The organism is Hymenobacter siberiensis, from assembly GCF_018967845.1.
GTDB classification, from domain to species: Bacteria; Bacteroidota; Bacteroidia; order Cytophagales; family Hymenobacteraceae; genus Hymenobacter; species Hymenobacter siberiensis.
In genome coordinates, this window is record NZ_JAHLZZ010000001.1 from 3,866,526 (window position 1) to 3,879,374 (window position 12,849).

A 12,849-nucleotide genomic window follows, 5' to 3' on the forward strand; every position below is an offset into this window, starting at 1 on the left:
GCGCTGGGCTACGCGATTTCGCCAACCCTGTGTTTGCTGGCCCTGAAATATGTCTGAGCCGCGCAGGTTTCGTAAATTCCTACCGAAAGCGTTTTTTCAGCTAATTGCTGTCTCGGTGCACAACACAAAGCCAAGCAAAAGCCCATCGTTTAGCAACACCTGGCCTTAACTTCGCCCCATGTCCTCCGCTCCTACCGAAACCTCGCCCCTGGCGCTGCTGCGAGAGCATTGGGGGCACACGGCTTTCCGGCCGGGGCAGGAAGAAATCATCAATTCGGTTTTGAATGGGCACGATACGCTGGCGCTGCTGCCCACCGGCGGCGGCAAGAGCATCTGCTTTCAGGTGCCGGCGCTGGCGCGGCCGGGCATCTGCATCGTGGTGTCGCCGCTGATTGCCCTGATGAAGGACCAGGTGGACAACCTGCGCAAGCGTGGGCTGAAAGCGGAAGCCATTTACGCGGGCATGAGCCACCAGGAAATCGACCACGCGCTGGACAACTGCGTGTATGGCCGCAGCGTGAAGTTCCTGTACGTAAGCCCCGAGCGGCTGCTCACGGAGCTATTTCAGGTGCGGGTGGCGAAAATGAACGTGGGGCTGCTGGCCGTGGACGAGGCGCACTGCCTCTCGCAGTGGGGCTACGATTTCCGGCCGCCCTACCTGCGCATTGCCGAGCTGCGCGAGAAGCTGCCGCCGGGCACGCCGGTTATCGCCCTCACGGCCACGGCCACGGCGCAGGTGCAGGCCGACATCGTGGAGAAGCTGAAATTTGGGCCGGGCTCGGGCGTGTTTCGGCAGAGCTTTGCCCGGCCCAAGCTCTCGTACTCGGTGCTGCAAACGGAGGACAAGCTGCGCCGGCTGCTGGAAGTGGTGCGCGGCGTGGGGCCGAACAAAACGGCCATTGTTTATGCCCGCACCCGGCGGCAGACGGAGGACACGGCCGCGTTTCTGCAGCAGCACCGGTTTGCGGCGGCGGCCTACCACGCGGGCCTGCCATCAGATAAGCGCACCCAAGTGCAGCAGGACTGGATTGCCGATAAAGTGCGCCTCATCGTGGCCACCAACGCCTTCGGCATGGGCATCGACAAGCCCGACGTGCGCCTCGTGGCCCACCTCGACGCGCCCGATACCCTGGAGGCTTACTACCAGGAGGCCGGCCGCGCCGGGCGCGACGGCCAATATGCCTTTGCCGTGCTGCTGGCCGGGCCCAACGATGCCGATGAGCTGCGCCGCCGCACCAGCCAGTCGTTTCCGCCCCTGGATACGGTGCGGCGCGTGTACCAGGCGCTGGCCAACTACTCGCGCACGGCGGTGGGTGGCGGCGAGCTGGCCGCGTTCGAGTTCGACCTGCAGCAGTTTGCCGAAACCTACCGCATCAAGGCCGTGGACGCGCACAATTCGCTGAAGATTTTGCAGCGCGAAGGCTTTGTGCAGCTGAACGAGGCCGTGAACCAGCCGGCACGGGTGCACCTGATAATGAGCCATCAGGATTTGTACACGTTCCAGGTGGCCAATGCGCAGCACGACTTGCTGATAAAGGCCCTGCTGCGGCTGCACGGCGGCGAGCTGTTTGCCGATTTTCAGACCATTTCGGAAAATTCGCTGGCCACGCACCTGCGACGCAGCGTGGTGGAAGTGCGCCAGCAGCTGCGCTACCTGCACACGGCGGGCATATTGCACTACCAGCCCAAACAGGAGGCCCCGCAGGCGATGTTCACCACGCCGCGCTTCGATGCGGCCAAGCTGCCCATCGACCAGGTGCGGATGACGGCCGCCCGCGACCTGGCCCGCGCCAAAACCCACGCCGTGGGCCAGTACCTTAACGGCACCCGCTGCCGCCAGATTCTGCTGCTCACCTATTTCGACGAGGCCGACCCGGCCCGCTGCGGAGTCTGCGACATTTGCCTGGCTGAGAAAAAAGCGGCACAGGCCGCCGTCCAGGCTCCGTCGCTGCGCGAGCCGCTGCTGGCGCACTTACGGGCTGGGGCGCTGTCGCCGCGCGAGCTGCTGGCCGCGTTTCCGCCGAAGGATGCGGCGGCTATTACCGCAGCCGTGCGGGAAATGGTGGACCGCGGCGAGCTGGCGTATGCGGCCGACGGGCGTCTGGTGGCGGCATAGCTGCTTGTAGCACACGCTTTAGCTTGTGCGACGGTGGCGCGAAACTGCCTGACGCCGCACAAGCTAAAGCATGTGCTACAAGGGAGGCACTTACTTGCTAACCAGCCGAATACTCGGTGAACCCGCCCAGCAGATTCCGCACGTTGCTGAAGCCCTGCTGGGTGAGGTAGGCTTTGGCCTGCGAGGAACGGCTGCCGCTCTTGCAGTGCACAATTACTTCCTCGTCCTTCCAGGCGTCGAGGTCGTCGAGCTTCTCGGGCAGGGAGCCGAGGGGGATGTTCTGGGCCGTGGGAATGCTCGCTTCTTCGTGCTCCCAGGGTTCGCGCACGTCGACGAGGTGCGGGGTTTCGCCGGCCTGCAGGCGCTGGCGGAGTTCGGTGGTGGTGATGTCGGCCATATATGTAGGGTATGAGGGTATGAGGGTATGAGGGGACGAAAATAGGGCGAAGTCTTCTTGGTTTCGTAATGCGCGGGCCCTCAGCCGCCCGGGCCGAATCCGTTACCTTTACTGCTTCCCTCTGCCCCCGCGCTTATCCCTCATCCCATTATCCCCTTCTCCCGTTTCATATGAAACACTTTTTCGCTTCGCTGCTGGTGGCGCTGGCCCTGGTACCCGCCGCGCTGCAGGCCCAGGTATTTCCGGCCGTACCGACTGCTCCGCCCACCAACTTGCAGGGCCAGGCCCTGCGCGACTGGCTGCGTACCAACTGGTATGACGGCAAGCGCACGGTGCTCTCCTATGCCGGAGCCCGGGCCAAAATGTATAACTACGCCGACAACTACAACAACTCGGTAACCTGCGTGTACTCGGGCTACAACACCCCGAACCCGTTCAGCTTCACCAGCTCCAGCACCACATCGGCGGCCAACATCAACTGCGAGCACAGCATTCCGCAGTCGTGGTTCAGCTCGGCGGCCCGCATGGTGTCGGATATGCACCACCTCTACCCCACGTATATTCAGTGGAATTCGAACCGGGGCAACAACCCCTACGCCGACATTCCGGACGCCGCCACCACCCTCTGGATGCGCAACACCAGCAGCCAGAGCACCATCCCGACCACCAACATCGACGAGTACAGCGAGGACACCAACTCGCAGTTTGAGCCCCGCGAAGACCACAAAGGCAACGTGGCCCGCACGGCGTTCTACTTCTACACGATGCACGACACCCAGCCGGAGCTGATTGCCACCGGCCACCAGAGCATCACGGCACTGGCCCCGCTGGCCACCCTCTACGCCTGGCACCTGGCCGACCCGGTGGATGCCCACGAGATTGAGCGCAACCGCCGCGTGGCCGCCAGCCAGGGCAACTACAACCCCTACATCGAGCACCCCGAGCTGGTGGCCCAGGCCTACGGCCTGGCCCCTCCCGGCCCGATATTCACGTTTGCCAGCGCTACGGGCAGCATCATCGAAGGCAATACCGGCACCAGCACCTACACGTTTACCGTGAACCTGGCCCCGGCCGCCGCCACGGCCACCACCGTGCAGGTGAGCTTCGATGCCATGAACTCGACCGCCACCAGCGGCTCGGATTTCACCTTCGCCTCGCCCGCTACCGTGACCTTCCCGGCCGGCAGCACCAGCCAGACCGTGACCCTGACCGTGAACGGCGACACCCAGCCCGAAGCCGATGAAACGGTAGTTCTCAACCTGACCAACGCCAGCACCGGCACCGGCCTGGGCGGCCCCAACGTGCACACGCTCACCATCCTCAACGACGACGGCACGCCTTCTACGGTGAGTTTCGCCTCGGCCACCGGCGCTATTATTGAGGGCAACACCGGCACCAGCACCTACACCGTGAATGTGGCCCTGACCGGCGCGGCCATCACCAGCGCCATCACCGTGCCGGTGAACGTGGACGTGGCCAACAGCACCGCCACTTCGCCGTCCGACTATACCCTGAACACGACCAGCGTGAGCTTCACCGTGGGCGGCCCCACCACCCGGGCCGTGACCGTGACCGTGAACGGCGACCTGACCTTCGAGCCCGACGAAACCCTGCGCCTGCGCCTGGGCACGCCCTCCACGGCCGGCGTGCTGCTGGGCCAGCCCACTGCCCACGTCCTCACCATCACCAACGACGACGCGGCCCCGGCCGGCGCGCCCTGCACCAAGCCCTACTTCACGCAGTACACCGAGTCGAACACGGGTAATACCAAGGTGCTGGAAATCTACAACCCCACCACTTCGCCCATGCCCCTGGCTGGCAAGCGCGTGGTGCTGTACGCCAACGGGGCCACTACCGCCACCACTACGCAGGCCCTGAGCGGTACCATTGCCCCCTATGACGTGTTCGTGATTGCTAACACCGGCGTGACCGATGCCGGCGTAGCCGCCCAAACCGACCTGCAAAGCGGCGTGGCTTTCTTCAACGGCGACGATGCCGTGGCCCTCTTTGATGGCACCGACACCCTCGATATTATTGGCGTGATTGGCCAGCGCCCCACCGAATGGACGGTGGCCGGCGGCGGCTCGACCCTGAACAATACCATGGTGCGCCTGCCCAACACCAACCAGGGCGGCCGCTGGAATGGCCCCTACGGAGCAGCCACCTGGACCGGCAATGGCGTGGATAACTACGCCGGCGTGGGCAGCTACACCAGCACCGCCTGCGGCCTGACCACCGCCACCCGCACCGCTGCCGGCCTGCGTACCGCCCTCGAAATATATCCCAACCCGGCCACTGCCACCGTGCAGGTGCGCCTGCCCGGCCAGGCGGCCGCCCGCTCCGCTACAGTAGAAGTGCTCGACCTGCTGGGCCGCGCCGTGCGCCAGCGCACCGCCCAGCTCAGCGCTACCGAGGCAGCTTTGGTAGACCTGCGCGGCCTGCCCGCCGGCCTATATGCCGTGCGCGTGCGCTGCGCCGGCGTGGAGTACACGGGCCGCGTAGTGGTGCAATAGCCCACTACTTCCCCGAACGCAAAAGCGCCCCCGGCCAGCTGGTCGGGGGCGCTTTTGCGTTCGGACAGGGCCGGGGGCCGGGCTTATTCCAGCAGGTCGGCGTATTCGGCGTGGTGCTTCTGCACGAAGCCGGCCATGAATTTGCAGCTGGCTTTCACCTTGAGCTTTTCTTCGCGGGCGAAGGCCAGGGCGGCGCGGGCCAGGTCGTCGGCCAGGCCCTGGCCGCGCAGGGCCTCGTCTACAAAGGTGTGGGTGACGTCGATAACACCCTCGGCGGGGCGGGCGTAGGCCAGCTCGCCGGTGTGGCCGTCCTGGCTGAGGGTAAATTGCTGGTTTTTGGTGTCGTGCTGAATGGGCATCGGCTTGCGTAGTTGAAAGGATAAAAGCTGCGGGCTATACGCGAAAGCGAACGAGTACCGCCGGTTTGCGTACAAGAGATTATTGAAGCGGGCCCGGCCCGTTTGCTTTTCAATTATCTTCTGCATGAATACGCCCACTCCCCCCCTCTCTCACGACAACGACCCCCGTTCTATCGACCAGCAGGAACGCGACGCCGCTGCCCGACTCAATCCCAACGACCCGGCCGTGACGGCCACCAGCCCCGACTACGGCAGCTTCGGCCATGCCAGCGCCGCTACTGCCGCCGCCTCCGGCCGCAGCGGGGCCAATGATAATCCCGACGAGTTCAGCGAATTCTCGGACCGCGAGAAAGAAGCTCAAAACGCTCCCAACAACCCCGAGGACCAGCCCGGCCACATCATGCAGAACCAGGCGCCTGAGTTGGTGCGTGAAGTGCAGGCCGAAGGCGGCGACAATACCGAGCTGCGCGAGGCCTGGGCCAAAGATGACCCCCGCTACGCCGGCGGCGGCACCCACAACACCCGCGAGGAATCGGCCGATACCGACTACCCCGCCAAAGACGAGTAGGCCGGCCCGGCCCTACGCTTCGTTTTCCATTCGATTTTTTATCCCCGACCATGCCCAATAACCCCAACGACACCTTCGACCAGGAACCCTCGGAAGACGGTGCCTCCACTCCCATGCTCGACGCGGCCACCCACGGCCAGGTGCTCGACAACAACAATGACTCCGGCCAGGAAAAAGCCGACGAGATGGATGATTCCCTCCGCACCTTCGAGCAGAACATGAACATGAGCGAGCAGACCGCCGGCGAAATTCCCGGTACCCTGCCCAAAGAGCTCATCAATCCCAGCGATACTGCCTTCACCCTGCCCGAAGAGCATAGCTAGAACGGCCGTTTATGCTAGCCCCAGCGGGGCCACATATCGGTAGCAATGAACCGTAATTATGGTTTTCAAAGCCCCAGCGGGGCGACACTTGTCCGACAAGTGTCGCCCCGCTGGGGCTTTGTCGGCTACTCCATTCGTGCGCCCCTACCACCGCCAGCCCACCTGTGTCCCGGCGTACCACGCCCGGCCCGGCGCAGGCTGGAAGTAGCGCCCACCGAAGGCGTTCAAATCATTGCCCAGGCTGTAATTGCGGTCGGTGGCATTGTCAATACCGCCGTAAATATTCGTTTCCAAACGGCCGAAGCTGCGCCGCCAGCCGCCCCGCGCCCCAAACACCCAGTAGCCGGCGGCCTCCTCGGTATTGGCATCGTTGAGCACGATGCGGGCCTGATGGCTGAGGCTGGGGCTGAGGTAGAACCCGAGGCGCTCGCTGAAGTCCAACCCTGCGCTCAGGGTGTGCGGCGTGGTGCCGGTGAGGCGGTTGCCGCCAAGGTCGGCAGTGCCGCTGGTGTAGCTGCCGAAGCGGAAATCGTTGTAGGCGTAGCTGGCCCAGGCGCGCAGGCCGCGCCCGGCAGTTTGCGCATTTTCGGGGCTTGAAACGGGGACGGTTTCGCGCCACAGCCAGCCGCTCAGCGCGGCTTCGAGGCCGCGCTGATGGGTGCTGCCGATATTGCGGAAGACGACGATGCCCTGACTCGTGGTGCTGCTGACGATGGTTTGGCGCAGCTCCAGGTCAAAAATATTAACGTCGTAAGTCAACCTGTTGGCGAAGAAATTGCCCCGTGCGCCCACCTCGTAGCTGGTGCCGCGCTCGGCCTGCAAGTCGCCATTGATGCGGCCGTCGGAAGTCCGGATTTCGTCCAGCGTGGGCGGCGAGAAGCCGGTGCTCACGCTGGCATACACCGACAAATTGGGGCTGAACTCGCGCAGGAGCGCCACGCGGGGCGACACCACGGGCTGGAAATCGCGGCTGAGCTGATAATCGTTGGGCTGGGTGGCGGCGCTGCTCACCCGCGCGATGCGGTAGCGCAGGCGGTTGTAGCTGGCGGCCACGGTTAGCTGGAAATCGGCCGGCAGGCTGTAGTCGGCCTGGGCGAAGGCGAAGCCGGTGGTGGTCGCAATTTCGTCGTTGTAGCGCAGCGCGCCGGGCGTGCCGCCGTTGTTCTGGTAGCTGCGCCCGTCGGTGAAGCCGGCCTGGAACTCGCCGCCGCCCTGCAGCCGCAGTACCCGCCCGGCCAGCGCCGTGCGGTACCTCAGGGCCGTGCGCCCGCCCACGCCCACGCCGGTATCTCTTTCGTAATCAACTAAGTAAGGCGTCCGAATCACGGTGCCGCTGCCGTAGAGCGTGGTTTGCAGCTCCAGCTTATCGCTAAAGCGGTACTCGTGGGTGAGGCCCAGCAGGCCGGTGCGCGAGGCATAGAAGGCCTGTTGCGCCACGGTGCCGGGCGCGGTGGCCGTGCCCGGGCGCGCCTGCCGGGGGTCGGCCGCGTACTGGGCGCGGGTAAGGCCGCCGGGCAGCTGGTAGCTGATGTCGGTGTAGAGCAAGTGGGCGGCCAGCGTGGTTTTGGGGCCGGCCACGGTGCGGGTATCGAGGGCGAAAACGTCGCGCTGCAAGGCGCTTTGCTGGCGGTAACCGTCGAGGCTTTGGTGGGCGTACTGGGCGCGGATGCTGCTGGTGGCACTGCCCGTTTCGACCGTGATGGTGCTGCGGCGCAGGCCGTAGCTGCCCACCGTGGCCCCCACCGCTACCCGGCTAACGCCCGCCGCCACCGCCGGCGTGCCAAACAGCGCCACGCCGCCCGTGCCTGCGCCGTACACGCTGCCGGCCGGCCCTTTCAGCACTTCGAGCCGCCCGATAATGGCGGGGTCGAGCAGATTGAGCGGCGTGCTGCCACCGGCCTCGGTGAAGGGAATACCGTTGTAATACACTTTCACGTTGCGCACGCCGAACGGCGAGCGCAGCGAGCTCCCGCGAATACTGAGCCGGTAGCTGGCCGTGGCGCGTTCCTCCAGCCGCACGCCGGGCAGCGTGTTTACGGCCTGCGTGAGGGCCGTGGGGCTGAACTGCGCAATCACGCGGGCATCGATTATCCCGATGGCGGCGGCGGTGCGGCGCAGCGGCAGCCGCTGGCCGTAGCCGGTGACGGTAGCTTCGGGCAGGACCACGGCGCGGGTGGTATCGGGCCGGGTTTGGGCCCGGGTGGGCAGCCGGAGCAACCCCAAGGACAATAGCAACAGGTAACGAAGAGGCATAGACAGGTAAGGCAAACAGCACGACGCAGACCAGCGGAGTACGCAAATTGTTGCCGGATGGAGGCTTATTTATGCGGGGTTGCTGTGATTTGGCCCTTCCCCAGTTTGGCTGGCTATTTCTTTGCCCTACTGTCCTTGTCTAGTGGCGTTATGTTCTGGCTGGTCGCCCTCTGCGGGCACCTCATCCCTGCCGGACACGGCCCCTAGAGCGTGAGAAAAATTTAGCAATTATATATTTATAGGACTTACGCACTTCAAAAGCTATGTAACCTGAAAATCAACGACTTGCATTCAAGACGTATATTTGTTATATTGCTGTTTTTCAGTTGGTTAGTGTTTCAACTGCGTAAGTCCTAATTTATCTAAGCCAATCTATCATTACTCCAATATGCTAGAAAGCCAGGAAGGAGACGACGGTTTTCTCGTAGCGGGTAGCCCGGCGGCGGTACTGTTTGAGGCGGCCAAAAAAGCGCTCGACTTTGTTGCGGTCGCGGTAGGTTTCCTCGTCCATCGGAAGGGGTTGGGTCCGGCCGGGGTGGCTGGGAATGACGGCTTCGATGCCCTTTTCGGCGCAATAGGCGCGGGTTTCATCGCTGTCGTAGGCCGTGTCGGCCAGCACCTTGCCCGGCGCCAGGTCCGCCAGCAGCGGCAGGACCTGCGGGCTGTCGCCGGCTTACCCGCCGGTGGCAATCAGGCGTACGGCGTTGCCCAGCGACTCGACGCAGGCGTGGATTTTGGTGCCGATGCCGCCGCGGCTGCGGCCCAAGCGCTCGGCGTCGGCGGTGCTTTTTTTTGGCCGGCCGAATGCTGGTGCGCCCGCACAACGGTCGAATCGAGCATGACCCCGTCCAACTCGGGGGCTTGCAGGGCCTCGAACGCCCGTTCCCACACGCCTTTTTGGGCCAGGCGGCGGAAGCACTTGCAGACAGAATTGTGCTTGCCGAAGCGTTCGGGCAGCCGGCGCGCATTATTCACACGATAGCGTTGAAAAAAAGGCGGTTATCCTTGGCGGTTACGCCGCAATCGGTGACTTTGCCCGAGAGCAGAGGGGCAATAGCCACCCATTGAGGGTCCATAATTTCATGATGACGCATATACTTAAATCCTTAATTTGTTTCAGGTAACAAGCAGATGACCACAAGTAATTGTCCTCACGCTCTAGAGCGCCGCGCGCCATGGTCGAGCAGTGGATGCGGCAGTTTCAGGACTGGCTATGCCACCGCCTGGAAACTGCCGACGGCAGCGGCCACCGCTTCGTGCCCGAGGACTGGACCCACGCCGAGGGCGGCGGCGGCATCACCCGCGTGCTCCAGCACGGTGATATTCTGGAGAAGGGCGGCGTGGCTTTTTCGGCCGTGTGGGGCGAGATGAGCGAGGCCGCCGCCCGGCAGCTGCTCATGCCCGACCGCCGCTACTTTGCCACCGGCGTGCGCGTGGTGCAGCATCCGCGCAGCCCTCGGGTGCCCATCTCGCACATGAACGTGCGGTATTTCGAGGTGGGCAACGGCGAAGCCTGGTTCGGTGGTGGGCTCGATTTGACCCCGATTTATGTGGATGCCCAGCAGGCCCGCTGGTTTCATGAGCAGATTTGGGAGGTGTGCCAGCGCCACCAGCCCGACTATTACCCGCGCTTCAAGGCCTGGGCCGATGAATATTTCTACCTGCCCCACCGCCAGGAAACGCGCGGCGTGGGCGGCCTCTTTTTCGACCGCCTCACGGTGAGCCGCGATGGTCTGTTTGAGGAATTGTTCGCCTTCGTGCAGGACGTGGGCGAGGTGTATGACCGCACCTACAGCGCCATTATGCGCCAGAATGCGCCCCTGCCCTACACCGAGCGCGAGCAGCAGTGGCAGCGCGTGCGCCGGGGCCGCTACGCCGAGTTTAACCTGGCCATCGACCGGGACACGCGCTTCGGCCTCGAAACCGGGGGCTGCACCGAATCCATCCTCATGAGCCTGCCCCCGCAGGCCGACTGGCACTACAACCTCACGCCCGCGCCCGCCTCGCCCGAAGCCGCCTCGCAGCAGTGGCTGCGCCAGGGCATCGACTGGCTGGCGGTGCCGGCCGGCCAGCGGCGGCTTAGGCTGGCACCAACGTCAGGCGCACGGGCAACACGGCAACAGACATTTGCCCCAGGCGCGGAGCCGGCACCGCCGTGGCCACCCAGCCCGCGCCCCACGCCGCCGAAACCGTGGATGACACAAAAATCAGTTGCAGATGGTCGGTAGAAACGTGCATAGTCCTGGCGGGGAATCGCTGAAATTCCCGCATGAATGAATAAAGCAGGCCAATTTGGCGCGGCGCCCACCGGCCAGCCGAAGGCGCTCCGCGATGCAAGGACTGCCCCGTGAATACCACCCTTAAAGCTCGCTCAGTCTTCCTGCACATCCAATAATCAGCATCATACCGGTAGATGACTTTTATCATTTTGCACAATTCGCAGCCTTCCGAAGGAGGAGCTTTAATTGTTGCGGCGAACGTTGATGGCCGCTCCGCTCCTACTCGCGCGGGCGGGCCGACAGCAGCAGCACCGGCACCTTGGTGTAGCGCAGAACATGGTCTATCACGCTGCCGCTCACCAGCTTGTGCATCCAGCCATGGCCCTGATCGAGCAGCACCAGCAGGTCGGCGTTCAGCTCCTGCACCGCCTGCAGCACCCCCGATGCGGGCAGCTCGCTCAGCACCGGGCGCAGCTCGTGGCCGGGCGTGGCGGAAGCCAGTCCGCACGCCTGGGCCGCCGCGAAGCCCGCCCCGGTGCCGGCCGGCGCGCCCGGCGGCAGCACCGTCATGGGTATTATTTCGCACTCCAAGGCCTGGAGCACTGGGATTACGGCAGTGGCGGCGGGCTCCAGCGTGAAGGCCTGGTCGGCCTCCAGGGCCAGCACCACGCGGCGGGGCGGCTGCATGGCGGCATCGGGCAAGTACTCGGGCACGAGCAACAGCGGGAAGCCGGTTTGGTGCACCAGGGGCAGGGTGCGGTTGCTCAGCCACTCGTCGAGGTAGCCGCTGGTGGCCGTGAGGCCGGACACCAGCAGCAGCGGGTGGTGCTGGTGCAGGGCCTGCTCGATGGCGCTGGGCCAGTCAGCTTCCAACAGCTCGGCGGTGGCGTGCACGGGCAGGGCGGCAGCCACCTGCTGGAGGCTGCGCCGGGTGGCGGGCACATACTGGTCGTCGAGCACGGGCAGCACCGTGCCGTATTCGGTGGTGATGGGCTGCGGCAGGAAAACATGTATCAGGTGCAGGTCGGCCTTGAGGGGCGTGGCCAGGGCGGCGGCATACACCCGGGCGCGCTCGGCCGCGAGCGAAAAATCGGTTAAGACAACAAAGTTGGGTTGCATGACGAAGCGAGAAAAAGGTGGCAGCACAATAGTGTGGGCAGCAGTTCGGTAATTTCAGCAGTTTAATTTTTTCGGCTTTTCGACGTTTGTCTTCCTGAGCATTCGGCAATTCAAGCCACATTCAACGCCTCAGCTCATGCTGGGCAGCTCGGGGGTATCGGCCGGCAGCAGCAGCACCGGTACGGGCGTGTGCCGCAGCACCTGCGCCGTGACGCTGCGGTGGAACAACCGCCCCAGAAAGCTGCGCGTGCGGGCAATGAGCACTAGCAGGTCGATGCTCGGGCCATACAGGGCCTCCACGATGCCGGTGGCCGGAATGGGGTGGTGCGACTCCTGCAGCACCAGCGAGGTGGCGGCCGGCAGCAGCCGGCTGGCCCGCACATCGGCCAGGGCCATGCGGCTGGACAGGGCCAGTGGCTCGGGAGCAGCCGTGACGTGCACCACCGTGTAGGAGGCGTGCCAGGCAGCCATGAGCGGGGCCAGGGCCTTGGCGGCGGCATTGAGCTCAAAAGGCTCGGCATCGACGGCGATGACCACGCGGCGCGGCAGCCGGGGTTCGGGCGCGGCTTCGGGCACCAGCAGCAGAGGCCGGTAGGTGGCCCGCAGCGCGGGCAGGGCGCGGTTGTGCAGCAGGTGGTCGAACAGGCCGTGCTCCTCGCTCAGGCCCAGGGCCAGCAGCAGCGGGCGGTACCGGTGCACGGCCGTGGCCACGGCTTCGGCCAGGGGCTCCCGGGTGCTGGTGATGCCGGTGGGCGTGGGCAGCTGGTGGGCCAGGGCTTCGAGGGCCGGGGTAGTTTCGGCCGGGCCATGGTGGGCGGGGAAGCCGGCCCGGGCCGCCGGCTCGGAGTCCTGGCAAAGGTGCAGCAGCTCGAGCCGGGCCTGGAGCGGGGCCCCAAGCACAGCCGCCCACCGGGTGGCCTGCACCACCGGAGTCGGCGGATTGTCGAGTACCAAAACAGATGGATTCATGACCGTGAGACGA

General features: G+C 64.8%; 10 protein-coding genes and 1 pseudogene. 5 read left to right on the plus strand and 6 right to left on the minus strand.

Annotation, left to right across the window (positions count from 1 at the left end; translation table 11 throughout):
• The first annotated feature begins 178 nt into the window (after positions 1-178).
• Positions 179-2,116 (plus strand): RecQ family ATP-dependent DNA helicase, encoded by a 1,938-nt coding sequence (locus KQ661_RS16855; protein WP_216689390.1) that lies wholly within the window; start codon positions 179-181, stop codon positions 2,114-2,116.
• Positions 2,117-2,213: 97 nt separating this feature from the next.
• On the opposite strand, the gene KQ661_RS16860 is transcribed toward KQ661_RS16855, so the two are convergent.
• The gene (locus tag KQ661_RS16860; protein WP_216689391.1) at positions 2,214-2,513 is read right to left on the minus strand and encodes a rhodanese-like domain-containing protein; all 300 of its coding nucleotides are present in this window, start codon (positions 2,511-2,513) and stop codon (positions 2,214-2,216) included.
• A 170-nt stretch (positions 2,514-2,683) separates the two neighbouring features.
• Here KQ661_RS16860 and KQ661_RS16865 point away from each other — a divergent pair, with 170 nt between their 5' ends.
• On the plus strand, positions 2,684-5,026 hold the full coding sequence (locus KQ661_RS16865) for an endonuclease (RefSeq protein ID WP_216727558.1): 2,343 nt from the start codon (positions 2,684-2,686) through the stop codon (positions 5,024-5,026).
• Positions 5,027-5,109: 83 nt separating this feature from the next.
• Here KQ661_RS16865 and KQ661_RS16870 read toward each other — a convergent pair whose 3' ends face one another.
• Positions 5,110-5,385 (minus strand): GNAT family N-acetyltransferase, encoded by a 276-nt coding sequence (locus KQ661_RS16870; RefSeq protein ID WP_216689393.1) that lies wholly within the window; start codon positions 5,383-5,385, stop codon positions 5,110-5,112.
• Positions 5,386-5,509: 124 nt separating this feature from the next.
• Between KQ661_RS16870 and KQ661_RS16875 the strand changes: the two genes are divergently transcribed.
• Complete coding sequence (locus tag KQ661_RS16875; RefSeq protein WP_216727559.1) at positions 5,510-5,953, plus strand: hypothetical protein; 444 nt, start codon at positions 5,510-5,512, stop codon at positions 5,951-5,953.
• Between the two features lie 50 nt (positions 5,954-6,003).
• The gene (locus KQ661_RS16880; RefSeq protein WP_216689395.1) at positions 6,004-6,276 is read left to right on the plus strand and encodes a hypothetical protein; all 273 of its coding nucleotides are present in this window, start codon (positions 6,004-6,006) and stop codon (positions 6,274-6,276) included.
• A gap of 144 nt (positions 6,277-6,420) precedes the next feature.
• Here KQ661_RS16880 and KQ661_RS16885 read toward each other — a convergent pair whose 3' ends face one another.
• Together KQ661_RS16885 and KQ661_RS16890 are read right to left on the minus strand one after the other, a co-directional pair.
• Positions 6,421-8,529 (minus strand): TonB-dependent receptor family protein, encoded by a 2,109-nt coding sequence (locus tag KQ661_RS16885; RefSeq protein ID WP_216727560.1) that lies wholly within the window; start codon positions 8,527-8,529, stop codon positions 6,421-6,423.
• 391 nt (positions 8,530-8,920) lie between these two features.
• Positions 8,921-9,187, minus strand: a pseudogene (locus tag KQ661_RS16890) (transposase); the annotation flags it as partial.
• 487 nt (positions 9,188-9,674) lie between these two features.
• Between KQ661_RS16890 and hemF the strand changes: the two are divergent.
• Positions 9,675-10,757, plus strand: coding sequence for an oxygen-dependent coproporphyrinogen oxidase (gene hemF, locus KQ661_RS16895; RefSeq protein ID WP_317196126.1), 1,083 nt, complete (start codon positions 9,675-9,677; stop codon positions 10,755-10,757).
• A 270-nt stretch (positions 10,758-11,027) separates the two neighbouring features.
• On the opposite strand, the gene KQ661_RS16900 is transcribed toward hemF, so the two are convergent.
• Positions 11,028-11,867: a universal stress protein gene (locus KQ661_RS16900; RefSeq protein ID WP_216689399.1), complete on the minus strand. Its 840-nt coding sequence runs from the start codon at positions 11,865-11,867 to the stop codon at positions 11,028-11,030.
• 129 nt (positions 11,868-11,996) lie between these two features.
• Positions 11,997-12,836 (minus strand): universal stress protein, encoded by an 840-nt coding sequence (locus KQ661_RS16905; protein ID WP_216689400.1) that lies wholly within the window; start codon positions 12,834-12,836, stop codon positions 11,997-11,999.
• Between the last annotated feature and the right edge of the window lie 13 nt (positions 12,837-12,849).